At 45.0% G+C, this 24,375-nt stretch carries 17 protein-coding genes; 8 read left to right on the top strand and 9 right to left on the bottom strand.

Going from position 1 to position 24,375, the window contains the following annotated elements; all coding sequences use genetic code 11:
* Positions 1-60 precede the first annotated feature (60 nt).
* The 6 genes from AC27EZ_RS14810 to AC27EZ_RS14785 all read right to left on the bottom strand — a co-directional run bounded on the left by AC27EZ_RS14810 (position 61) and on the right by AC27EZ_RS14785 (position 11,987).
* Positions 61-2,181, bottom strand: a complete 2,121-nt coding sequence (locus AC27EZ_RS14810) for a GAF domain-containing hybrid sensor histidine kinase/response regulator (RefSeq protein WP_487136064.1) — start codon at positions 2,179-2,181, stop codon at positions 61-63.
* A 121-nt stretch (positions 2,182-2,302) separates the two neighbouring features.
* Positions 2,303-3,682, bottom strand: a complete 1,380-nt coding sequence (locus AC27EZ_RS14805) for a DUF4397 domain-containing protein (RefSeq protein ID WP_487136063.1) — start codon at positions 3,680-3,682, stop codon at positions 2,303-2,305.
* Between the two features lie 248 nt (positions 3,683-3,930).
* Positions 3,931-5,580: a S8 family serine peptidase gene (locus AC27EZ_RS14800; RefSeq protein ID WP_487136106.1), complete on the bottom strand. Its 1,650-nt coding sequence runs from the start codon at positions 5,578-5,580 to the stop codon at positions 3,931-3,933.
* A 670-nt stretch (positions 5,581-6,250) separates the two neighbouring features.
* Positions 6,251-6,991, bottom strand: coding sequence for a 23S rRNA (guanosine(2251)-2'-O)-methyltransferase RlmB (gene rlmB / locus AC27EZ_RS14795; RefSeq protein ID WP_487136062.1), 741 nt, complete (start codon positions 6,989-6,991; stop codon positions 6,251-6,253).
* Between the two features lie 6 nt (positions 6,992-6,997).
* Complete coding sequence (gene rnr / locus AC27EZ_RS14790; protein WP_487136061.1) at positions 6,998-9,316, bottom strand: ribonuclease R; 2,319 nt, start codon at positions 9,314-9,316, stop codon at positions 6,998-7,000.
* Positions 9,317-9,623: 307 nt separating this feature from the next.
* On the bottom strand, positions 9,624-11,987 hold the full coding sequence (locus AC27EZ_RS14785; protein ID WP_487136060.1) for a TonB-dependent receptor: 2,364 nt from the start codon (positions 11,985-11,987) through the stop codon (positions 9,624-9,626).
* A gap of 268 nt (positions 11,988-12,255) precedes the next feature.
* Between AC27EZ_RS14785 and AC27EZ_RS14780 the strand changes: the two genes are divergently transcribed.
* On the top strand, positions 12,256-12,540 hold the full coding sequence (locus tag AC27EZ_RS14780; RefSeq protein WP_487136059.1) for a PepSY domain-containing protein: 285 nt from the start codon (positions 12,256-12,258) through the stop codon (positions 12,538-12,540).
* An 80-nt stretch (positions 12,541-12,620) separates the two neighbouring features.
* Positions 12,621-13,160 carry a cytochrome b/b6 domain-containing protein gene (locus AC27EZ_RS14775; RefSeq protein WP_487136058.1) on the top strand — a complete coding sequence of 180 codons (540 nt, stop codon included), beginning with the start codon at positions 12,621-12,623 and terminating at the stop codon, positions 13,158-13,160.
* 19 nt (positions 13,161-13,179) lie between these two features.
* On the opposite strand, the gene AC27EZ_RS14770 is transcribed toward AC27EZ_RS14775, so the two are convergent.
* Positions 13,180-13,827 carry a tetratricopeptide repeat protein gene (locus AC27EZ_RS14770; protein WP_487136057.1) on the bottom strand — a complete coding sequence of 216 codons (648 nt, stop codon included), beginning with the start codon at positions 13,825-13,827 and terminating at the stop codon, positions 13,180-13,182.
* Between the two features lie 110 nt (positions 13,828-13,937).
* Entirely contained in the window at positions 13,938-14,189 is a 252-nt protein-coding gene (locus tag AC27EZ_RS14765) for a TIGR02647 family protein (protein WP_421132605.1), read from the bottom strand.
* Between the two features lie 241 nt (positions 14,190-14,430).
* Here AC27EZ_RS14765 and ubiD point away from each other — a divergent pair, with 241 nt between their 5' ends.
* The 4 genes from ubiD to AC27EZ_RS14745 all read left to right on the top strand — a co-directional run bounded on the left by ubiD (position 14,431) and on the right by AC27EZ_RS14745 (position 19,410).
* Positions 14,431-15,918 carry a 4-hydroxy-3-polyprenylbenzoate decarboxylase gene (gene ubiD, locus AC27EZ_RS14760; RefSeq protein WP_487136056.1) on the top strand — a complete coding sequence of 496 codons (1,488 nt, stop codon included), beginning with the start codon at positions 14,431-14,433 and terminating at the stop codon, positions 15,916-15,918.
* A 23-nt stretch (positions 15,919-15,941) separates the two neighbouring features.
* Complete coding sequence (fre, locus tag AC27EZ_RS14755) at positions 15,942-16,637, top strand: NAD(P)H-flavin reductase (protein WP_487136055.1); 696 nt, start codon at positions 15,942-15,944, stop codon at positions 16,635-16,637.
* 170 nt (positions 16,638-16,807) lie between these two features.
* Entirely contained in the window at positions 16,808-18,199 is a 1,392-nt protein-coding gene (locus AC27EZ_RS14750) for a M28 family metallopeptidase (protein ID WP_487136054.1), read from the top strand.
* A 236-nt stretch (positions 18,200-18,435) separates the two neighbouring features.
* The gene (locus AC27EZ_RS14745; protein ID WP_487136053.1) at positions 18,436-19,410 is read left to right on the top strand and encodes a substrate-binding periplasmic protein; all 975 of its coding nucleotides are present in this window, start codon (positions 18,436-18,438) and stop codon (positions 19,408-19,410) included.
* A 36-nt stretch (positions 19,411-19,446) separates the two neighbouring features.
* Here AC27EZ_RS14745 and AC27EZ_RS14740 read toward each other — a convergent pair whose 3' ends face one another.
* A complete protein-coding gene (locus AC27EZ_RS14740) occupies positions 19,447-22,161 on the bottom strand; it encodes an ATP-binding protein (protein ID WP_487136052.1) in 2,715 nt (904 codons plus the stop codon).
* A 276-nt stretch (positions 22,162-22,437) separates the two neighbouring features.
* Here AC27EZ_RS14740 and AC27EZ_RS14735 point away from each other — a divergent pair, with 276 nt between their 5' ends.
* Complete coding sequence (locus AC27EZ_RS14735; RefSeq protein ID WP_421132611.1) at positions 22,438-22,995, top strand: GbsR/MarR family transcriptional regulator; 558 nt, start codon at positions 22,438-22,440, stop codon at positions 22,993-22,995.
* Between the two features lie 9 nt (positions 22,996-23,004).
* Positions 23,005-24,366 carry a cytochrome ubiquinol oxidase subunit I gene (locus AC27EZ_RS14730; RefSeq protein ID WP_487136051.1) on the top strand — a complete coding sequence of 454 codons (1,362 nt, stop codon included), beginning with the start codon at positions 23,005-23,007 and terminating at the stop codon, positions 24,364-24,366.
* Positions 24,367-24,375: the final 9 nt, after the last annotated feature.

The following is a 24,375-nucleotide window of genomic DNA, read 5'->3' as shown; positions in this document are numbered from 1 at the left end:
AACATAGGTTGCATAAAAAAGCCCCAGTTAAAAAACTGGGGCCGATAACCACGTTAGGGGTTATCTAGCAGGACCGGTACTTTGCATTAAAAATGGGTTTAATCGGCGTTTTTTAGCTGCTATATGATGAAGAATACATTGCTTTAACTTTTTTGCGCCTACCGGCTTTGACATAAAATCATTCATTCCTGCGCTTAAACAGCGCTCTTTTTCGCCATTTAGCGCGTTAGCGGTAAGTGCAACTATGGGTAAGTCTTTAATACTGTCATGTTCAATGGCACGAATGTGCTTTACGGCGGTTAAACCGTCCATGACTGGCATTTGGCAATCCATAAACACCATGTCGAACTCTGCCTTTTTGGTAATAGACTGTTTTATCGCGTCTACCCCTTCTTGCCCATTGTTGGCCAATTCACATCGAATGCCCATGTCGGACAACTGTTCTTTAATTACTATCTGGTTTATTTCATTATCTTCGACAACCAGTATGTACCGCCCCTCTAACTGTTCTTTATTGAATGCATAGTTATTAAGCGATGCAACAGACACCTCTCGTTTCTCGGCAACTGCATTTGGTAATGTTAAGGAAATAACGAATCTCGACCCTTCGCCGGGCTCGCTTGCGACTGCAATATTACCGCCGTAGTGATTGACGATACTTTTTACGATAGCGAGCCCTAGCCCCGTTCCCCCGAACCGGCGTTGGGTTGACTCTTCAGCTTGCAGAAACGGCGCAAAAATCACGTCACGCTGTTCTTCATTCATGCCGATGCCCGTATCTGCAACGATAATTTTCACTGTACTTTCGTCGCGCTCTAAAGGGCTCACGCGCGCCGAAATACGCACACCACCATGGGCAGTGAATTTTAGCGCGTTATTCACAAGGTTCATGACGATTTGATTAATACGAAGACTGTCTCCTAAAAAGAGTTTACCTTCTAATGCGCTAGTATCGCTTTCTAAGTAAAGACCCTTGTTGCTCGCCATACGGAAGAACATGGGCAGTTGCTGCTGAATGATTTCATCGATATCAATGGCCTTGGACTCATAATGCATCAAACCCGCATCAATTTTCGAGAAATCAAGGATATCGTTAACCACACCAAGTAACGATTCCGCGCTTTTCATCGCTACTCGGGTATATTCACTTTGCTTGGTGGTTAGCGATGTAGTGCTGAGTGACTCCAACATACCTTGAACACCGTGAATGGGGGTTCTAATTTCATGGCTCATATTAGCAAGGAAGTCGCTTCGCGCTTTTAATGCGCGTTCGGCAATCTCGGTTTTATCTTTTAACGTTTGGGTTGTCTCGATGATACGGGTAATATCGCGAGTCGCGCCTATTATCTTCACACATTTCCCATCATGATAAAGTGGGTGAGCTCGGCTCTCTACCCAAAGGTGTTGTCCATTCTTTGTTGTTACTTCAAGCTCATATGCCCAATCGTTACCCGTTCTAATAATGTCTTTAAATTCTTCAACAAATCGAACCTTTTCTTCTGACCGAAGGATATAGCTCACGACAATATCAACAGACACCATAGATTGCGCGTCTAACCCGAACATATCTTTGAGCTTATTAGACCACTGTAATGATCCTGTGGTGATGTCTAATTCCCACGTACCAATGCCGGCTAACTCGGCAATTTGATTTAAAAGTACGTTTCGTTCTTCAATTTCATCTCGCTGCGCTTTTAACTCAGCTATTTGCTCGTGCTTTGATAGCGTTGTTGATATCCAACCGGCAACGCTATAAACGTAGTCTACCTCTTCATCAGAAAAAGGCAGATTTCGGGGTTCAAGCGACGAGAAGTTCAATGTTCCATACGTTTCTCCATTAACTTCTAGAGGCAGAGAAAAGTAACTTCGCATTGGGTATTTTTCGTAACAGGGGTGCGCTGCACCAGGGTGTTCGTTAATATTGTGATACATCAACGCATCACTTTTTCTTAAGGCGTCTACGCAGTAGGTATCGGCAAGTGAAAATTGCGCACCCTTAACAATATCAGGATTTGGAGAAACGACATGGGCAACGGTGTAAGTGTTATCGGTGACCCGACTTACAATGGCAGTTTCAAGGTTAAGCTTTTCAGTACCTATCTTGAGAAACGCGGCGACTTTTTGGTCAAACGTTAATTGCCTGTTAGTTGAGACTGTATACAACTCTTTTACCGCACTCATCGACATTCCTTCAATAGTGAATAGACAGGGTAACGTTGCAGCTACCCCTGTCTAAAAGACTACTCTAGATTTTCAATAAAGAAAGAAAACAGCCCTTATTAATTAGTCTAAAAACGGCGCCCTAGGGTAATATATTCACCTCATACCCGGTTGGTGTATTGGCGGGTTCTACCGTGACAATATAGTTTTTATCTTCAACAAAGCCGTGTAAAGCAGTACGGTCTAACAGTACTTGCTCGTTGTTATCATCTTCGTACACCGCAATAACTTCATAATAATCTGCGGGTAAAACTTCGTCGGCGCTTTCTGCAAAAGTGAGGTTTTGCACGTCGTACTCGGCGGTATCTATCGTTTCATCGTTTCGAACCAGATAAAAATCTACATCGTCAAAATCGGGAACCAAATTAATAAAGTTAACCGTTTTGTCGTAAGCCTGAGGTAAGCCACTTTCAACAAAGGTAGCAGCACCTAACTGGCCATCTTTTTCGTATACTAAAATAGCTTTGCTTTCACCCTGATTTAGCGTGATGAGCTTATTGTTAAGCGATAAGGCCTCACCACTGCTATCACTGACTGTTACACGGTAATCGCCGTACCTGATTGCAGAGAATGCTGATATTTCACCTTCACCTAATGTAAAAGACACATCGTCTTCATCGGTGTTGCCACCGAACGTAACGGTTAAAGGCGTACTAATGTCAGTAGCATTATAAATGCGATATTGCGCATCAGCCTCTACATCGGTAAGTGCGGTTACTGAAGAGGAATTTAGAATGGTGTCTACGATAAGCCCGTCTTGTATGGCGCCACTGACATCGCGAAGCGTTAATAGGTATTCGGTTGAATAGATAAAGTTTAGGGTTTGCGATTCGAAAACAACATCACTTGTACCTGGGTGCGTAAGATAGATAGTGTATTCACCTTGGTCAAAATCATCGCTGTCGTCATCGGCATCCCAATAATCGAATGCCACCATGCCATCAGCGGTCACCGAGCCAAGGAAGTGCGCTGCTTCAAACGGGTCGCCTGATTCGCTGAGATAAAAATCATATGCGCTGTTATCCACGGTCACCGACAAACCAAACAGCCTAAAATGATCCTCTAAGGTTTCTCGCTCATAACTGTATTCTGTGATAATTGGATTAGCGAAGTCACCGCTCATGACTACAATGGTTTTGTGCCCTGTTGTTAACGTGACCGAGTACGTATCGATGTACACTTCCTGATCATCTGCGTCGGTGCGAATAAACTCAAGCTCAAGCGTACCAGACTCCATTGAGTACATTGATGTAGTGTCACCAAACTGCGCGAAACCGAAACTGTCACCATCGACTTCTCGCATTTCTACATTTGCACCGTTTGGTGATGCATTGTAAAACTGTATATAAGCAAATTCGTAGTCAGACTCCGTGCTATCTGACCCACCACACGCTGTTATTCCTAACAGAACAAATACCACCAAGAATATACTTCTGAGGTAGACCGAAAATCTAAATTGCATATGCTAACTATCCTTTACGTATTTTTTAATAATGCAGATGTATGGCTGGGCGATTGGCCCGACTGGCGCACACGGTACGTGGATATGGCTAGCAATATAATAAACAGTTCACGCCTTTACACATTCTTTGCATTTATTTTGCAAAACTGACAAATAGGCTGGCGAACACTAATAAAATTCATGTGAGTTAGCATTAAAAAAGCCCGCTTATGCGGGCTTTACGTCAGGAAGAATAGTATTTACTTTGTTTATTCGTAACCGTAATTAAGCGTTACACCACTGTAAGTAGAATAAGCTCGGATACCAATGTGCCATGTGCCCGCAGCGGGTGCTTCTAAGGTACACACTTCACTGTTTCCATTTCGATAAGGACGACAATCGAAGCTATTTGTCTCAGGTTGTGAACCAAACTTCATGTACAAGTCAGCATCACCCGAACCGCCACCAATGCTTACCGTCATTGTGGTTACGCCTTCAGGCACCGACCAGGTATAGCGATTCCAGTTATTACGTGAGGCCGACAACCCCGTTAACTGTCCAGACACAGGTTCAACGCCTGGGTCTGTACCTGGGTTTCCACCACCGTTACCATCACATCCGTTGTTGTTAAGGTAGCTGTAGGTGTCAGCAAGCTGCATAAGCCCGTGACCGTAGAAGTTATCTTTACCTGCCGCGCCTTTATCTTCAGCGGTAGCCGTAAGTGCACTTCTAATTTGTGTATTAGTACATTGTGGGAAGTAGCTCCATACCAACGCCGCACCGCCAGCAACATGCGGTGTAGCCATAGACGTACCGCTTAACGATGCATAAGTATTAGTAGGGTACGTTGATTGAACCGCACTGCCAGGCGCAGCAATTTCAACTTGGTCATTATATTGGCTGTAGCTAGCACGGTTTTCGTTGGCGTCTACCGCTGCAACCGACATGACTGCATCATAGGAAGCAGGATACGATTTCGCGCTGTTACCGTCATTACCCGCGGCGGCAACTAAAAGCATGCCCGCATCGGTGAAACTTTGCATGGCGTTGCGCTCAGTGGTTGAAGCACTTCCACCACCTAAGCTCATGTTTACTACATTAGAGCCTGCATTCTGACACTGCGAAATGGCGTCAATAAGATCAGAGGCATACGTCCACTGCCCATTGTCATTGAATATTTTAACGATATGGAGGTCTACGCCTGGATAAACACCAATTACGCCATCGTTGTTATCATAGGCTGCGATAGTGCCGGCCACGTGTGTACCGTGTCCATTGCCGTCGTTATACCAATTCCCCACTGCTGAGTTGTTTGCATTTCCAGTTACCCCATCGTTGGTACCTGGAAGGTCAGGGTGACCGAGGTTGTAACCAGTATCGATAACGCAGACTTTGCGAGCGGTGGTGTCGGCTTGAGCAAACTGATTTGCCTGAACCATGGTGTAACCATATGGCGTAGTTTGTGCCATAGGTTTACGCTTAGCATCAATTTCAATGCTCTCTACGTTAGGGTTATTACGCAATGCATTCAGTGCTTTGCGATCGAGTTGCGCAGCCATAATACGATGCTTATTAAGCGCCTTTTTAACACTCCCCCCTGCGCGCGTAATATCATTTTTTGCCGCTTGAACGTTGAACGCTTTTTTCTGTTTGCCAAATTTCAATGCGCCACGGCCGCTAAGTGTTGCTTCACCCGGCGCGCCCATCAATGCATCTGAGGTCATTTCACTTTTAAATTTGACGATATAGCGCTGACTGTCGCTAAGTTCGATAGTTCCCCGACCAATACTACCGAAACGCTTAGCAAATGCTGAAGCAAAAGACTGCTTTTTCGTTTCAACTTTTACAGGTGCATTGTCTTGTGCAATGGCTGTTTGACTTGTAAATGCCATAGATACGGCTAATGCTGCCGCTGTCATACATGTGTGTTTTTTATTCAAAATTTATTTCCTGTTTCTTCTGTCTTGTTGTGTTTCAGTACTTTTTTCTGGTCTTTACGCCAACGTACTTTGAAACGCTTTTTTATAAATCGACATACAGGTTAACCGTACTTCTTACGAAATATCTCTTCCTTGGCTGCATCCGCAAACCGCTTACCCACTTGCCAGGTAACGTAGAAGCAGTGCTAGGAACACTGCAACCACAACGCCCATAATAAGAGAGTTATCAATAATTTAAGTATGCTACAGCGTTACATTCATACATATTTGATACGTATAAATGGCGTATGCACTGCGCGGTTTTACCTCTAACTCTTGTCACACTTAGGGTATGGACGCATTCATACTAGGAATAAATATTGATAATTTATATGAATCGAGCTTGTCAATTTGTAAGCAAATGTAAAAAGTAAGTTTATTTTTTCTTAATTTTGTATGAGGAGATGGGGCATGGAACACACCACTAAAGGCTTCGCCTTGGGTGTGGGAAAAATTGAATAAATCTATGGCGAGAAATAAATACTAAAGGAAAAGATAACAAATAACGTTATTTTTTGAGTGTGATTAGTTAGCGAATGGTATCAACAATACAAAAATAAAAAACGGGCGTTTGTGCCACGCCCGTTTTTATTATTTCAAAGACTTCGGATTACAGCCCACGTTGTCTCACTATCTCATAAAGGCACACACCGGTGGCGACCGATACGTTTAAGCTACTTACACTGCCGGCCATTGGAAGTTTAACCAACTCGTCGCAATTTTCTTTTGTTAGCCTACGCATGCCTTTGCCCTCTGCGCCCATAACTAGCGCGGTTGGCCCGTCTAGTTTTATGTCGTAAAGGGTTTTATCGGTTTCCCCTGCCGTCCCTACTACCCACACCCCTTTATCTTGAAGGTGTTTAAGCGTACGAGACAAGTTAGTGACTTGAATCAGTGGGATAACCTCAGCGGCGCCGCAAGCGACTTTACTTACCGTACCGTTTAAGCTGGCAGATTTGTCTTTAGGCACCACAACAGCGTGAACACCTGCACCGTCAGCGGTGCGAAGGCATGCTCCCAAATTGTGCGGGTCGGTGATCCCATCAAGGACTAACAGAAGCGGCGATGACTGTTTCTCTAGAATAAGATCTAAGTCAGATTCATCACGCACGCGGCCTGGTTTTGCGCGGGCAACTACACCTTGGTGTTGCTCGCCATTCACCTTTTCATCCAGCACTTTGCGATGACAAAATTGCACCGAAATGCCAAAACGACGGGCTTGGTTAATAATATTCGTTAACCTATCGTCATTTCGCCCTTTTAATACCAATACCTCGATTACACGCTCGGGTTCATTTTCAATAACCGACTGCATGGCATGAAGACCATATAACCATTCTTGCTGTGCCATAACCGCCTACCTCTTTTTACCGCGTTGTTTGGACTTCTTATCAGTGGCTTGTTTATCCGCAGGTGCACCTGCTTTACCACTGCGTCTTGGCTTACTTGCCGCCTTTTTGATGGTTTTTACTTTCACTTTTTTACCACCGGGGGCGCGCAGCATAGACTTATCCAATAATAAATCAATCTTTCTTTCATCGAGATTAACCGCGGCTACTTTTACTTCTACCGTATCACCTAATCTAAATTGGCGATGACCGGATTCGCCAACCAATGCTTGTTTAACATCGTCATAGCGGTAGTAATCATCATCAAGGGACGTAATATGTACCAGCCCATCAATATGGTATTCCGTAATACGGATAAACAACCCAAAGTTTGTTACCGAGCTTACAACGCCCTCGAACGTATCGCCTACGTGGTCAAGCATGAACTCGCATTTAAGCCAATCTGCCACGTCGCGTGTTGCATCGTCGGCACGGCGCTCCGTCATTGAGCACTGCTCACCTAACTGCTCAATCTCTGCGACTGAATATTGTTTAGCACCTGATACCGCTTTCTTCCCTTGTTGTTTTGCAATGATGCCTTTTAAGGCACGATGCACAACTAAATCAGGATAGCGGCGAATAGGAGAAGTAAAGTGTGCGTAAGCTTGCAGCGCTAGCCCGAAGTGCCCCACATTCTCACCATCATAAATAGCTTGCTTCATCGAGCGAAGTAACATGGTTTGAATAAGCTCTTCGTCAACCCGCCCTCGCGTTTTTAACACCACGTCGGTGAAGGCTGAAGGCTCTGCGTCATCAGTAATACGGTGAGGGATACCAATTTCACTTAAATAACTGGTAAATGACGTAAGACGATCGGCATCTGGCTTGTCGTGCACGCGGTACAATGCTGGCGCTTCATGCTTTTCAAGCATAAGGGCAGCACTAACATTCGCCATGATCATGCATTCTTCAATGAGCTTATGCGCATCGTTTCTCACTAACGGCACAATGTTTTCAATTTTACGCTGCGCGTTGAAAACAAACTTCACTTCTTGGGTTTCGAACTCGATGGCACCGCGCTGTTGGCGTGCTTTTTTAAGACCACGATACAAATCGTGTAAGTTACGTAAGTGTGGCACATGTGCTTCGTAGCGCTGGTGAAGCTCTTTATCGCCTTGAAGTATATTCCACACTTTATTGTAGGTCAGTCGTGCATGCGAGTTCATGACCGCTTCGTAAAACTGATATTCTTCTAACTGACCTTGTGCAGAAATCGTCATCTCACATACCATACACAAACGGTCAACTTCTGGGTTCAATGAACACAAGCCGTTTGATAATACTTCAGGCAACATGGGAATAACTTGGTCAGGGAAATACACTGAGTTTCCGCGCTTTTGCGCTTCATCATCCAGCGCAGAGCCAGTTCTTACGTAGTGGCTAACGTCGGCAATGGCTACCCACAATTGCCAACCGCCATCGTCTAATGGCTCGCAATACACCGCATCATCAAAATCTCTGGCATCTTCACCATCAATAGTAACAAGGGGAAGCTGACGTAAATCTATACGGCCTGCTTTAGCGTCTTCTGGCACTGACTCAGATAGCGTTTCAATTTGCTTAGTAACGCCTTTTGGCCACTCATGAGGAATATCAAATGTGCGAAGCGCCATTTCAATTTCCATACCCGGCGCCATATGTTCGCCAAGCACTTCCACTATTTTGCCTACTGGGCTCATTTTTCTGCGTGGGCGCTGTGTTAGCTCAACCACAACAACTTGGCCCATTCGCGCGCCGTTTGTGCTTTCTGGCGGTATGACAATTTCGTGCTGAAGACGGCTGTCATCAGGCACCACCATGCCAAAGCCTTGCTCTACAAAGTAGCGCCCAACAATTGGCTCGCTTCTTGGTTCGACAACTTGCGTCACAAACGCTTCTTTTCGACCACGTCGGTCTGTACCGCTTATTCTTGCTTCTACCACGTCATCGTGAAGAAACAAATTCATTTGCCCGCCACTAATAAATAAATCACCGCTTCTATCTTCAGGGCGCAGAAAACCAAAGCCGTCACGATGGCCAATAATGCGGCCTTTTACTAATTCATCGCGGTCTTGCAGAATGTACTTTTTCTGCTTGGTGAATTGCACTTGCCCTTCTCGCTCCATGGCGCGAAGTCGGCGTTGAATACCAATTCGTGCATCTTCACTTGTGGCATTCACTATTCCACAAATATCTAAGAAGGAAAGGGGTTTACCTTCCTCCTTCAGTACATCCATTAAGAACTCTCGGCTTGCTACCGGGTTTTCGTATTTTTCTTTCTCACGCTGAAAATGCGGATCGTCACTCATGTATTTGTAATTTACCTTTTGTTTTTTAAATATATTAGCCGAAGCTACTATCAACAGCGCATGTAAACTGCCGCTGCCAATATCATCAATACTGCTTATTGATAAGATTCATTGTTCAACCCTATGCGTTAAAAAAACACTAGATGGTTGTTTGCTGCACAGTATAACAGCAATTGCATTAAAACATTACGTTATAAAAGCGACATAGTTGTGTAACACGCCACCAGTTATCGATGGCAAAAAAAAACCGCTATGTCTTAATAAACAAAGCGGCTTGGTTGTGTCGAATCATTGCGCTACGCGTTAGTTAAAAGTCGTAGTACAAACGCACTCCGGCAATCCGCGGCATACCTCGAACAAAAGTCGGAATACCCAAACCGCCTCCCGTGTTGCCAGCATCAATCAAATAGTCTTTATCAAGCAGGTTATTTACATAAACCTCGAACGCCACACGACTATTCTCTTGATGAAGCTTCAATGACACATCGGTGAGCGAGTATGTATCTTGCGACATACCTGGGTAATTACTGCTTTCAAAAAATACTTCTGATTGGAAGCTAGTCAGCCAGTTTACGTCGACAACCCAGTCATTAACGTTAAACACTTTGTTTATATTGAACGCCCCACTTACCTCAGGCGCTAATCGGAATTTGTTACCCCCATATTGGAAGGGTGAGCCATCTGCCGTATTGTCAGAAAATTCTGCATCTAAGAAGCCAAGACTTGCAGTTAGCGTCAAGCTATCGCTGTAATTGTACGTCGCCATCCCCTCAATACCCGACATAGTAGAATCGCCCACGGTGACCGTGATGGACTGCAAGGTGTCCTGATCGGTGTAGCTTTGCTGATAGTCGCTGTATTCATAAGTAAAAATAGCACCTGAGAATATGAAGTTGGCACTTTGATATTTTACGCCTATATCGTAGCTATCGACCATTTCAGCTTTGGTAATATTCACACCACCTGCGTCGGCATTGACCACTGGCGAACGACGCCCCTTTGCATAGTTCGCATATACATTCCAGTTATTACCCACATCATAACTTATCGCAACGCGCGGAAGCGTATCATCAAAGTCACCTTCTCCCTCAAACACAAAGGTGCCTGCCGGCAGTGTGTATGTGTTACGGGTATAACGCGTTTCATCTATATAACGTACACCAGCGGTAATATTGATATCATCGGTGATAAAATATGATGCCTCTGCAACATAAGAAGCAATATCTAGCTCTGCTTCAAAAATATAGGGACCTTGAATAAGAATAGGTGGCAAGTCAGGGTTTGATATTGGTGAGCCATCGGCATTGAAAAGCGACGACACCAATATACTACGTAATGCCTGAATCTCCTCAAGCGATGCATCGGTCGCAATATTTTGATTAAGAGGAATATCTGATGTGGCTTCAAGTTGTGACCTTACTGCGTCGAAAGTACCTCGAATAAACGGGTCTACCATTATGTAATACGGCAAAATAGAATCATCTTTCGAGTAAGACGCACCTATAAACCCAGCAAACTTGTCACCTGAGTCATACACTAAGCGCATTGAGCCGCCACTCAATTTCGCGTCGTTATTAAAATAGGCGTCCTGAATTCGAAGTGCACTGCCGTCGGCATCAAACCCTTCACTAACTTCAACGTCTTTGTAATACGCGTCGGCATGAAGACTTAGCATATCATTAACGCTGTAATTAACGGCTATATCGTAGGCCTGTAATGTACGCTCAATACCAAGCTCACTGCCAAGGCTGAACTCAGCAGCGGTGTAAGGACTTGTATTGCCATTATTAGGTGCAATAGAGCCTGACTTAAACGCAATACCTGGCTGGTCATTGTACTCAAGCGATGCGCGGCCTATCACTTCTACGTTGTCATACTCTGCTTTCCATGTGGCGCGAAGCGCTTGCACAGATACACCCTGTAAGTCTTCGCTGTTACACGGCACGCTGTTACCAAGATGGTCGTACATATTTACGTTGCCATAGTACGAATCATCACTGCACGCATTGTTTTCAACAATACCGTCCATTTCACGATAAAGCCCTGCTATGCGAACACTATGGTTATCATTCAAAGGCCTGTTATACATGAACTCGACTTCCTTGCCTTGTTCACTGTTGTAGCCTACTTGTACCTTTCCTTCTTGTATGTCGGAAGGCAGTTGAGAATGAATACTAATTGCACCATTCGCGGCTGCCACACCAAATAAGGTTGGCTGCGGACCTTTCAGCACCTCAACGCGTGCAATATCATAAAGTGCCACACTCGCTACCGTTTTCTTACTAATATCGAAACCATCTTGATACACCGAAATGCGCGGAGTAGCTGACACTGCCGATACATCATCGGTTACACCTCGAATATTGAATGACGGTAAGCTAACGGCCTGTTCTTGAATTTGAACGTTAGGAAGTATGCGCGACAATTCGTCTAACTCCATAATATTGGTGCGCTCTAGAAACTCGCTGCCTATAACATCCATAGTAACCGGCACATCCATCACCGACTGCTCACGCATTTGTGCAGTCACCGTGATTTCTTCAATGTAATCGTTAGCGTTATTACCGGCGTCAGGCGTAGTGACATCGTCGGCATTTGCTGTGCTTTGGGCGAAAGAAGACGTAGCGAGAGCGCATAGAACCGCGCTTGCTATAAACGAGCGAGTGTACATTAGTGTATTCCTTTAAGTGTGTGCAAAGATAAAACTCGCAGCGCTTTAGTCGTTTTATTACTGCGAAGTGGCACAAAAGGTAGAGGGAGAATGCGACGTTTCAATGACGTAACGGTGACAAATAAAAGGCACTTAAATGACAGTTTGATTATCAATAAAAACCATTGATATCAGCGCATTACATTCATATATAGTACTGACATATAAAAGCGTGTTACGCTGTTGATAACACACGCGAAATACCTAAAACATGCCGAAGGAGAAAGAAATGAAAAAAGCGATCATGCTTTTCACTGCCATGGGTGCAGCAACGTTACTAAGCGCGTGCAGTGCTGAGCACGGTACCACACAGTGCACCACCGCGCCGCAATCTGAATGGCAAAACCAAGACGCGTTTCAAGCGCAACTGCTTGCCAAGGGTTACAAAATTAATGAATTTAAAGTGACCGATGGTAACTGCTATGAAATCTATGGCTTTGATATGAAAGAAAACAAAGTTGAAATTTACTTTAACCCAGTAGATGGAAGCATTGTTAAAGAAGAAAGCCATTAGCTAGTGACGCTACCGCGCGGTGACATCGCAGCGTGGTAGCGCCTTTTTATTTGCCATTTAAAACACGTTAAGAACGAACAATGAACTCCAACCCGCCACTGTATATTTGGGATAGCATAGTAAGGCTTTGCCACTGGGGCGTTGTAGTATGCTTTGTTGTTAACTATTTTATCGTTGAACCCGGCAGGCTTATTCACGAAATTGCAGGCTATGGTGCAGTGGCGCTGCTTACCTTAAGAATAGTATGGGGGGTTACTCGCCCGGCGAGCTCTTTTGCTAGCCTGAAACACATCGACCTTTCTCGTCACGCATTTAAAACCCACCTAACGCATATCAAACACCGTAGTACACCGGTTCACTCTGGCCATAACCCATTGGGATGGTTAATGGTTATGTTGGTGGTAGTGCTTTTCGTTATTTTAGGCGTAACGGGGTTTATGATGGAGGAGATAGACGCCTTCTTTGGCAACAGCACACTTGACCAAATTCATAGCGTTACCGCCGATATTTTGTATGGTGCGGCGTGCATACACGTTCTTGCGGTTTTAATCGTACAGTGGCGAGGTAATATTTCGCTTATCAAACCCATGATATCGGGCAAACGCTTCCCACCACGATAACGCAGTAATGCGCTGGTAACTAACTGTCTAAGGGGCGTTTCGCTTCGCGCACTGCTCTTGGATGCATCAGCTTTTCAAGTTCTACTAGTTGCGACGCAATTTTTTTATGCTGCGCTTTATCATTAGTAATGGCGTTATACAGCCAGTGATATGCATCTTCATAGTCGTAGGGGCTGCCGTGCCCTTCCAGGAAAAGTTCCACTAATTGAATTTGTGCTTTTAAGCTTTGCAAGGCCGATGCTTCTCGCAAGTACACCACGGCCCGCGCTTTGTCCTGCTGGACTAACGTGCCCGATGCATAATATCGGCCTAACTGTTCAAGAGCTGCGGGTAACCCTTGGCTAGCGGCATCTTCCATATAGCCAATGCCACGTGATGGCTCGGCATCAATGCATACTCCCCACGCTAACATGTCGCCCCACAAAAACTGATACGCAGGCACTTTTAACACGTCGGCGCGGGCTTCAATATCTTGTACCAGCTGACACCGGTCTGCCACAACCTGATCAAGGTGAGTGTTTTCGTTAATCATCTTTATAAGGGCGTCTTGGCTATACAATTGAACCGCGCGGATTTCATCAAGGGTTTCCCCTTCTAGCGCGACAGCACTTTTTAGCGAAAAAGCACTCAGTAATACGGTAAAAATGAAAAATGAAAAGTGTTTCATAGCCGGTGATCTTCGTAACGCATGAAAAGGATTAGTAATGATATCGGCGGCGGTACGAATAACTTAACCCGTACTGCCGCGTCTTTAACTTTTAACCCGTAATGTTGCGTTTAGTGGCTACCGTTATGGCTGCCTAACGCAGATTGAATATGACGGGCATGGTCGGCTAAATCAATCCCAAGGTCAGTAAGATAACCTCCATCAGGCTGAGTAATTAAGCCTTTTGCATAAAGCCTTGATGCCGCATTAACCGTGGATTGGCTAGCGTCATGATGAATTTTTAAACCTTGAAGCAAACTATCTGATGGAAATTTAAGCAATAAATTTAATTCGTCGAGCATCTCGTGATCGAATGTCGTCATATACCCACCTTAGGCAAAGGGTTGTTGTTATGGCGCGATAGCGTTCTTTGTGTTTCATCACCAATATCACATTTAATTAACATTGCTGTCCAGTTCAAATTGCGCTTAGCGGTTAGTTAACACCTTATCCTGCATTTGCTGGCACACGTTTCGTCTACTTTCATTGTTGGAATTGATCGGACTTTGCCAACAAATAGTATACTCTTGCCATAACTGTAGTTTGTGGATACCCCCTGTTCAAATGAAGTATAAAGATTTACGTGACTTTATTCGCCAATTGGAAGCCAAAGGTGAGTTGGTACGCATTACCCAGCCCATCGATACCGATTTGGAAATGACAGAAATTGCTGACAGAACCTTGCGTGCTGGCGGCCCCGCACTGTTGTTCGAAAACCCCAAAAACCATGACATGCCGGTGCTAGCCAACTTATTTGGTACCCCCCAACGTGTGGCTATGGGCATGGGTCAAGACTCGGTTGAAGCGCTGCGAGAAGTCGGAAAGTTATTGGCTTACTTAAAAGAGCCAGAGCCACCAAAAGGGCTTAAAGATTTATGGAGCAAGCTGCCTGTATTTAAGCAGGTGCTCAACATGCCCGCCAAGGTACTGAAAAAAGCGCCCTGCCAAGAAGTCATATTAACAGGTGATGACGTAGATTTATCAAAAATTCCGGTTCAGCGCTGCTGGCCGGGTGATGCTGCCCCCTTAGTCACGTGGGGATTGAGCGTCACTCGCGGGCCGCACAAAAAACGTCAGAATTTAGGTATTTATCGCCAACAGGTGATTGGCAAGAATAAGCTCATTATGCGCTGGTTATCTCACCGTGGTGGAGCCCTTGATTTCAGAGAGTGGTGTCAAACCCACCCTGGCGAGCCTTATCCTGTATCGGTAGCGTTAGGGGCAGACCCAGCCACCATATTAGGTGCTGTTACGCCAGTACCCGACACACTGTCAGAGTATGCATTTGCTGGCCTACTTCGCGGTGACAAAACAGAAGTGGTCAAATCGATTAGCAATGATTTACAAGTACCAGCAAGTGCTGAAATTGTATTGGAAGGCTATATTGCACAAGATGAAGTGGCGCCTGAAGGGCCTTATGGCGATCATACCGGTTATTACAACGAAGTAGACGACTTCCCTGTATTTACCGTCACTCACATTACGCACAGAAAAGACCCAATTTATCATTCTACGTATACCGGCCGTCCACCTGATGAGCCGGCAATTTTGGGCGTTGCGCTTAATGAAGTTTTTGTGCCTATCTTGCAAAAGCAATTCCCAGAGATCGTCGACTTTTATTTACCTCCCGAGGGCTGCTCTTACCGTATGGCCGTGGTGACCATGAAGAAGCAATACCCTGGGCATGCAAAACGCGTGATGATGGGAGTATGGTCTTTCCTTCGCCAGTTCATGTACACAAAGTTTGTTATTGTGTGCGATGACGATGTGAATGCACGAGATTGGAACGATGTCATTTGGGCTATTACCACCCGTATGGACCCTGCTCGCGATACGGTGATGATTGAAAACACCCCTATTGATTATCTTGATTTCGCATCACCCGTTTCTGGCCTTGGTTCGAAAATGGGTATGGATGCCACAAACAAAATGCCTGGTGAGACCGACCGTGAATGGGGTGTACCCATTGTCATGGATGAAGACGTGAAAAAACGGGTAGATGATATCTGGGACGAACTTGGTATTATGGACATACCAAAGGCGACACGCTAAAACCAAAAGGTAATAAAAAATACATGTCAGAATTAAAATGTCAGGTTGCAAGCATCACGCCTTTAACCGATGTAATACACAAAGTTGAACTTACGCTACCTACTGCCGTTTCATTTAAGGCAGGCCAATATGCCATGGTAGTCATGGGCGAAAAAGATTTGCGCCCTTTCTCTATCGCAAACGCGGCGTTTGATAATACGCGCATTGAACTTCATATTGGTGCAGAGCCCGGTAACAGCTATGCCGGTGAAGTATTAGCGCGTATGCAAGACGAGAAAGAGATAACCCTAAACATTGGCCACGGCGATGCCTTTTTACAAAGTAATGGGTTGCCGATGATATTAATCGCAGGCGGTACGGGTTTCTCGTACACCTATTCTATTTTGCAAGAACACCTTAAAAATGGTGATAGCACCCCTCTTACGCTTTACTGGGGGGCTAAACACGCATCAGATTTGTATTTGGCTGACACATTACAGGCACTGGCCGATACTAACGACCACTTTACCTTTGTTCCTGTTGTTGAATTTGCCGCAGACGATTGGACAGGCAGAACCGGATGGGTGCACCATGCTGTAATGGCAGACCACGCCGACTTTGCTCAACTGCAAGTGTATGTTGCAGGGCGCTTCGAAATGGCGAAAACCGTTCGTGATGATTTTACCGCTCGCGGTTTGCAGGCAACTAATCTCTTTGGTGATGCCTTCGCATTTATTTAACAGCCACGCGTGCTGATAAAGGGCTTTCTTCGGAAGGCCTTTTTTCTTTCAGATAGCGCCGTTGGTTGAATAGGCGGGGTTATTCGATAACTAACGTTTCGGTGCGTTTACTCTAATTGTTCATGCTCTTCGTATTGGTTATGGTGAAAAGATAACCATTGGAGAGAATAATGATAAGACAATTACCCGCCACATTAAAAACACTCAGTGTTACGGCCTTGTCGCTAACGGTTTTTGCAAGCCCTGCAGCGAATGCTGACGAGACAGAACAAAAAGCGGCACTGTACGATATTGCTGAGGCTATTTCCCCTAAACGAATTGAAAGTGACATTACCACGTTAGTTAATTTCGGTACGCGACATACTTTATCCGAAACCGAGTCAGACACACGCGGTATTGGTGCTGCCCGCCGTTGGATAAAGGCCGAGTTTGATAAGATTTCAGCCGAGTGTGGCGGTTGTTTAGAGGTGTACTATCAATCAGAAATCATCAGCGGGGAAAAGCGTATTCCCGACCCTGTTGAAGTGGTAAGCGTTATTGCCATTCAGCGAGGAAGTACCGATCCTGGCCGATATGTGATCATGTCTGGCGATATTGATTCTCGCGTATCAGACGTAATGGATTTCACCTCTGACTCACCTGGCGCTAACGACAACGCGTCGGGCGTAGCCGGTACTCTGGAAGCGGCGCGCGTATTATCTAAATACAAATTCAACGGCAGTATAGTGTATGCCGCCCTCGCTGGTGAAGAACAAGGGCTATTTGGCGGGCGCATTATGGCTAACCAAGCCAAAAAAGACGGATGGCGCATAAAGGCAGTGCTAAACAACGACATGATTGGCAATATCGAAGGCGTTAACGGGGTGATAAACAACACTACTGCCCGTATATTTGCTGAAGGTACACGCGTGACCGAAACAGAAAAAGAAGCTCGCAGCCGACGTTTTACGGGAGGTGAGGTAGACTCGCCTAGCCGAAACCTTGCACGCTATATAGATAGCATTGCCGACCAATACATTGAAAACCTCGATACCATGGTTATTTACCGGTTAGACCGTTTTGGTCGCGGCGGACACCACCGCCCGTTTAACGACCTGGGTTACCCAGGTATTCGCATTATGGAAACCAACGAGAACTATACACGCCAACATCAAGACTTACGCGTGGAAGACGGTATTCAATATGGCGATACGCTAGATGGAGTCAACTTTGACTATGCGGCAAAGCTAACGGGCTTAAACGCGGTTACGTTGGCTTCGATGGCTTGGGCACCAAACCCACCCGCTAATGTTTCAATAAAGGGCGCGGTTCAACCCTCAACCACACTCAGTTGGAATGCGTTAGATACGACCCAGAACCCTCAACTTAAAGGGTATAAACTATATTGGCGTCACACCGATGCACCTCAGTGGGAGTTCAGTAAGTTTGTGGGTAATGTCACACAAGCAACGTTAGAGAATATTGTTATCGATAACTACTTCTTTGGCGTGGCTAGCGTGAATGATAACGGCCTAGAAAGTGTCGTGGTATACCCTGGCGCGGCCGGCAGCTTTGGCGAATAAGCTTTCGGATTGTTGCATGTCGCTTGCTTCCCACAACAGTAATAGTGGTTCGGCACAGTCTTAAGGCTGTGCCGCTTGCCTTTTTGGCGTTTAATGTACCTAAAACGGTTCGCCACGACGGCGTTCATTGACACGAATAAAGTATTCTTCATACTTAAGTAAACCATTGTAATATTCATTAGCGTACCTATCGCAACACAGCATACGCTTTTTATTGTGTAAACGAGGTCACTCCATTGCTTTTGAAATTAACGTTACCTATTGCCAGCTTACTCTTTTCAACTTGTCTTTTCGCTCAACCCGTTTCTTTAGTGGCATCGTCTTTTTCCACTTTTGTCGACAACGAAGGTGAACCTGCACGACTTAATGCCATTGTCGCTGAAGCCTTTTCACTCATGAAGAAAGACGTAGATTTAGCCGTCATGCGGCAAGCGTTTCTAGGCAGTGAACTAAGAGCAAGACGCGCAGATGGCGAATTTGCTTACCTCGACTTAGGCGATAGAGACAGCGAATATTACTATTCAAAAGCGTATTTGCCTTTACACCTCTATGTCGCCAGTAAAAAGCCAATCGCTGAAAATATTAAGCTGTTGCCGCACCTAAACGATAAACGGGTAGCCATAGAGAATCGTTTTGCCAATACGCCTACCTTTAGACGATTGAAAGAGATTAAGTGGTCTAGAAACCCCAGTAGTTACGACGCATTTAAGCAAATTGCCGACGACCGAGCACCATTGCTGCTAAGTAGCCGACTACTGATTGATGAGCTAAATCGACTGGTTCAGGACGACAATGAAGAAATTCTGTTTCTCTCCCCGGTGCCGCTGTTGAAGACAGGGGTTCATCTATCACTGCATAAAGATACCAGCAATGCCAAAGCACTCATCGACGGCTTCGAAGACGCTATCGACAGTATGCAATATACAGGGCGCTTTAATGTATTGTTGGGCTTGTCGTGGCTTACCAAAGATATAAACGGCGATGGGGTTGCCGACTTTATTGGCAGTAAAACCACCACCTCACAAGCCTCGTTAACGTTGTCAGCGCATCCGCTCGATAAGTATGCAACGTCGGAACAAAGCCTATACGTTATTGATGGTGTTGAATATACCTCACTTGATGAGGCCAACCGTGCATTACCTGAAAACTTGCCCAACCGAGCAAGTTTTCTAGACCCCGAAGTGTACAAACGTATTCTTCAGCGTTGGTAACGTGCGCAAAGGTTTAAATAGCGCACAAATGAGACGTTAATCTGGCAAGTACATTTCTATAATAGTAAGAATTTCCTCACCGTCTACCGGTTTAGATACATAGTTATTGAAGCCGGCCTTCAGGGCTTTTACCCTGTCAGACGTATAGGCGTAGGCGGTAAGCGCTACCGCATTAATTTGTTCAATATTGGGGTTGGCGCTAGCGCGTATCTTAGTTATTAGCCCTAACCCGTCTAGTTCTGGCATGCCGATATCTGACAACACGACGTCGAATGCATCAGGTGCATCGTTCAGTCGCTTCCATGCAAGCAAACCGTTTTTCGCCACGACCACGTTTGCTCCATTTGACTCTAAGAACAACTGAATAAAGTTACGAGAATCTTCTTCATCTTCAGCCACCAGAATACGCAGGTTTTGCAATCTCAGCGATGACGTTAAATTAGAGGTAACAACATTATTTTGCATGTCATCTAGCGAGCCTTGTTTCACGGGCGCAATAGGAATAGACACAGTGAATGCAGTACCGCTATTCAGGCCGTCACTTTTGGCCTTTATGGTCCCGCCGTGCATTTCAACAAGGTTTTTCACAATGGAAAGCCCTAAACCTAGCCCATGACGATTATGCTCGTTCATTCCTTGATAAAATCGGTCAAAAACATGCGTAAGCTGCTCTTTTGTCATGCCTTTGCCGTTATCTTGTACCGTGAACACATAGTTGGAATGGTGTCGCGCACCACTCACCTCAACCGTACCGCCTTTCTGGGTAAATTTAAGCGCGTTACTTAATAAGTTACTGACCACTTGTTTGATGCGTAATTCATCGCCTAATATTTGCGTGCTTTCGCTTTCAAACTTTAATGACAGTTTAATTTTCTTTGCGGTGAAGCCCGCTTCAAACGATTTCGCTACTTCTGAAATAGAGGAGGATATTTTTAGCGTATGAGTGCTTAGCTTCATGGTTCCTGAAATAATTCTCGATAAGTCGAGAATATCGTTAATCAATGAGGCCTGTGTGGATGCAGCACGCTTAATTACGCCGAGTGCATCTGTCATACGCTCAACATTATTCATGTCCATTAATGCTAAGTCGGTCCACCCAACAATTGAATTAAGTGGAGAACGCAACTCGTGCGAGATGCTGGCCAAAAAGTGATCTTTCGCTTTATCTAGCTCTTCAAGTTTGACAATTTGCTTATCTAGCGATGCCTTCAGACTTAATGCATAAGGAATGAAAAGATGATCAAACCCTTCAATAATAAGTTTGTCGTCTTCTGACCAGGCAACCGACTCGTCGGCAATACTTTGCAAATACAAATCAAAAGAATGTCGTGGAGTCAGTGATGTACCAATGTCTTTTGAGGCAGCATCTCTGCCCGCCCAGCGAATGAGTTTATCTCGTTGCTCTCTAAACCATATGGTGTAATAGCCCAAGGCTGGCGACACACAAGAAATATAAATACCGCGAACACCGTTTAAATCAAGGGTTTCTGTAATATCGTCGCCTAACTTACTTATCGCTACCGCTAACTCAGCCTTCTTATCTGAAAACGTTTCCAGCAGGGTTTCTATTGCGGGCTCAGAGGGCGTTCGTCCGATTGTGTAGTTTCCTGATGGCGTTATAACCACAAGCCCGCAGGTATCGGTGACTTGGAGCAATTCTTCTTCTTTGCTCGCAATGGCCTCAAGTGGATTGGCATATGTCGTTAGTTTGTGTACAACATTGTTCAATGTTCGCTGGCGCTGTTGAAATTGCTCTTTCTTTTCGTGAAGCGATTTAGTGTGTAACTGCCATGCATACATGTGGCCTAATGACTCACACACCAATCGCTTTTTCTGGTCAATATAGACAGGCTCACTATTGTGGCAGGCAATTAACCCCCACAATTTATCTTCGTACATCAGTGACACTGAAAACGACGATCTAACACCCATATTTCTCATATACTGCAAATGCATAGGCGACACAGAACGAACCATCGACATAGACAGGTCTAGTGGTAACCTATTTTTATTTGCAATCTTGGGTAATAAACCGACAGCTGGCTCTTCAGTGTCATAAACACAACGCACTCGGTTCTTTTTGTAAAGCTCGCGCGCTTGACTTGGAATATCAGACGCGGGGAAAACAAGCCCTTTAAATGAACGCTTATCTCTTTCTTTCGCTTCGCCTACCACTTCACCGCAGAAGTTTTCATCAAAGCGATAAATCATTACCGATTCAAAGCCAATATAGCGTTTAAATACGCTGGCAATGCTATCTGCTACATCTAATACCGAGTTACAGTTTTGAAGATTTGGCAGCAAGGTTCTAATATCAGTATCGACGGGAAGCCACTTTTGCGCCGCTTCATAGCTTAGCTGAGGAGACGGTTCAAACTCGATAACGAGCAAGCCATTTGATTCAAATGCAACGCCACTTCCTTCTTTGTCCCAGTTTTTAATATGCAGCGCGTTTTCTACAAACTTCCACTGATAAGCATGACGTAATCCATTATTTTTGACGTCAGCATAAATCGTACTAAAGGTGTGAGATTCGGGCGAAGGAATAGCGATTAATTCGGTGATTAATGTTTCACCCGGGACGATATCTTTACTAAAAAGCAGCCCGATATTCTCACTCACCACCTCGACAATTTTACTTTCAGGGTTTATCGCTAACAAAAAACCAAAGCTTTGTACGCTTTCAATAAGGTGAAGTTTTTCGTCTTCGCAATTAGCTAAGGTGGAAGTTTCATGGCGCAGGGTAGTCATTGTGGTTCCTAAAGCGTTTTTACACGTCTTGTTGTTATAAGTAAAATCGCATGAACCTAACCATGCCTCCCCATTATTACATTTATTTAATAATTTTGGCGACCTAATTGCCCAATTAATAATTGTTTCCGCTAGGGTTTTGATGGCTTTCGCGCGCTATGTCCCTGCGCCTACTCTGTGTAACTTTCAAACGTACTTCCCTATTAACTTTGTTGATCTATATCAAACAATATATTAAACTTTCAGTAATTTCTGAAACTTCCACAGGTCACGCAAATGAAAATGACACCACTTATTACTTCTGCCGTAATGCACTTTGGAGAAATGGGAAGTCGATGGGGATTTAACAGAACGGTAGGTCAAATTCTTGCATTAATTGTGTTGAACGACGAGCCCATATCAGCGCAGGAAATTGCAGATGCGCTGAATATTTCTCGAGGGAATACCAGCATGGGCCTTAAAGAATTGCAGTCCTGGCGGTTGATAAAACAACATCTTATCCCGGGTGAAAGAAAAGAGTTCTTTGTAGCGGGTGGCGATATTTGGACGCTTGCCAACAGGGTGTTCGATGAAAGACGAAAGCGCGAAATCGACCCGACGATGAGCTTACTTAGGGATCTTTTACTTGATGCACCCGCAAATAGTGCAGAGGCAAACGCGCAAGCGAAACTTAACGACATACATGACTTATTAGAATCGGTCACCGCGTGGTCACAGGAACTGCAAAGCTTAGGGCCTGAAAAACTTAATACTTTGATGAAATTAGGATCTGGTGTGGGTCGCATGCTCGAGTTGAAAGACAAACTTATTCCTAAAAAAGGCACGATTAACTAGGAGATACCTGTGGATGCATTCTTGCTGTCGCGTTTACAATTTGCGTTAAATATAAGCTTTCATATTTTATTCCCTACCATCACGATGGCAATGGGATGGTTTCTTTTCTACTTTAAATTACGCTCAAATATTACCGGTCACCCAGTATGGATGCGCATTTACCGTTTTTGGGTACGCGTATTCGCGTTAAGTTTTGCCCTAGGGGTAGTAAGCGGCGTGACTATGTCGTTCCAATTTGGTACCAACTGGCCGGGTTTTATGGAAAAAGTCGGGAACGTTGCTGGGCCGCTTCTTGGCTACGAAGTCCTTACTGCCTTCTTTTTAGAAGCGACATTTTTAGGCATTGTGTTATTTGGCATTCGCCGAGTACCTAATTGGGTGCATACCTTGTCAACACTGATTGTTGCCCTTGGCACCACGGCGTCTGCATTTTGGATTTTATCACTAAACAGCTGGATGCAAACGCCACAAGGTCATGAGGTTATTGACGGTGTGGTGTACGCCAAAGATTGGGCGGCGATTATTTTCAATCCTTCTTTCCCGTATCGGTTTGCTCATATGATGTTGGCCTCTGGCCTTACTGCTAGTTTCTTAATTGCAGGGCTTTCAGCCTATCGAATGTTAAAAGGCGACGATAAGTTAGCACCAAAGCTGTCGTTTAAAACCGCGACCTACGCGGCAGCAATATTGATTCCGCTTCAGATTTTTGCCGGCGACATGCATGGGCTAAACACCCTAGAACACCAACCGCAGAAAATCGCTGCAATGGAAGGGCTATGGGAAACCACAGAGGGGGCGCCGCTATTACTGTTTGCCATTCCCGATGAAGAAACACGTGAAAATCACTTTGAGATCCCTATCCCTTATGCTGCTAGCCTTATTCTGACGCATCAACTTGAGGGTGAAATTAAGGGATTAAACGAGTTTGAAGGCGAACATCCTCCCGTTGCACCTGTGTTCTATGCGTTCAGAGTCATGGTGGGCATGGGTATGTTGATGCTAGTTGTGTCATGGTTGGGCAGCGGTTATTTGCTGCGAAATAAAGCGGTACCTACGTGGCTTAATCGCGTATTTGCGGGTATGGCATTTAGTGGCTGGGTAGCAACACTCGCCGGTTGGTATGTTACGGAAATTGGCAGGCAACCTTACTTGGTGAGTGGCGTGTTGAAAACGCATGACGCAGTGACCAACATTGCGCCTAGCAATGTTGCCTTTAGCTTTACCCTTTATGCCGTCATTTATTCTGTCTTGTTAGTCGCTTATCTAGGTACATTAATGCTGATGTGTCGCCGGGCTGTTGAGATTGAGGAAATTTCGACAGAAGAGCGTGAAATGGCTAAAGCCAGTAAAATGTCACCCGCAACGGTGTAGGAGATAAAT

Source organism: Alteromonas sp. 4NH20-0056 (assembly GCF_057539655.1).
Note: the sequence above shows the minus strand (reverse complement) of the source record. Positions and strands in the feature narration are given on the sequence as shown.

Coding starts and splice junctions, on each gene's coding strand:
- AC27EZ_RS14810 (WP_487136064.1), bottom strand. CDS start 2,181: ATGAGTGCGGTAAAAGAGTTGTATACAGTCTCAACTAACAGGCAATTA.
- AC27EZ_RS14805 (WP_487136063.1), bottom strand. CDS start 3,682: ATGCAATTTAGATTTTCGGTCTACCTCAGAAGTATATTCTTGGTGGTA.
- AC27EZ_RS14800 (WP_487136106.1), bottom strand. CDS start 5,580: ATGACAGCGGCAGCATTAGCCGTATCTATGGCATTTACAAGTCAAACA.
- rlmB (WP_487136062.1), bottom strand. CDS start 6,991: ATGGCACAGCAAGAATGGTTATATGGTCTTCATGCCATGCAGTCGGTT.
- rnr (WP_487136061.1), bottom strand. CDS start 9,316: ATGAGTGACGATCCGCATTTTCAGCGTGAGAAAGAAAAATACGAAAAC.
- AC27EZ_RS14785 (WP_487136060.1), bottom strand. CDS start 11,987: ATGTACACTCGCTCGTTTATAGCAAGCGCGGTTCTATGCGCTCTCGCT.
- AC27EZ_RS14780 (WP_487136059.1), top strand. CDS start 12,256: ATGAAAAAAGCGATCATGCTTTTCACTGCCATGGGTGCAGCAACGTTA.
- AC27EZ_RS14775 (WP_487136058.1), top strand. CDS start 12,621: ATGAACTCCAACCCGCCACTGTATATTTGGGATAGCATAGTAAGGCTT.
- AC27EZ_RS14770 (WP_487136057.1), bottom strand. CDS start 13,827: ATGAAACACTTTTCATTTTTCATTTTTACCGTATTACTGAGTGCTTTT.
- AC27EZ_RS14765 (WP_421132605.1), bottom strand. CDS start 14,189: ATGACGACATTCGATCACGAGATGCTCGACGAATTAAATTTATTGCTT.
- ubiD (WP_487136056.1), top strand. CDS start 14,431: ATGAAGTATAAAGATTTACGTGACTTTATTCGCCAATTGGAAGCCAAA.
- fre (WP_487136055.1), top strand. CDS start 15,942: ATGTCAGAATTAAAATGTCAGGTTGCAAGCATCACGCCTTTAACCGAT.
- AC27EZ_RS14750 (WP_487136054.1), top strand. CDS start 16,808: ATGATAAGACAATTACCCGCCACATTAAAAACACTCAGTGTTACGGCC.
- AC27EZ_RS14740 (WP_487136052.1), bottom strand. CDS start 22,161: ATGACTACCCTGCGCCATGAAACTTCCACCTTAGCTAATTGCGAAGAC.
- AC27EZ_RS14735 (WP_421132611.1), top strand. CDS start 22,438: ATGAAAATGACACCACTTATTACTTCTGCCGTAATGCACTTTGGAGAA.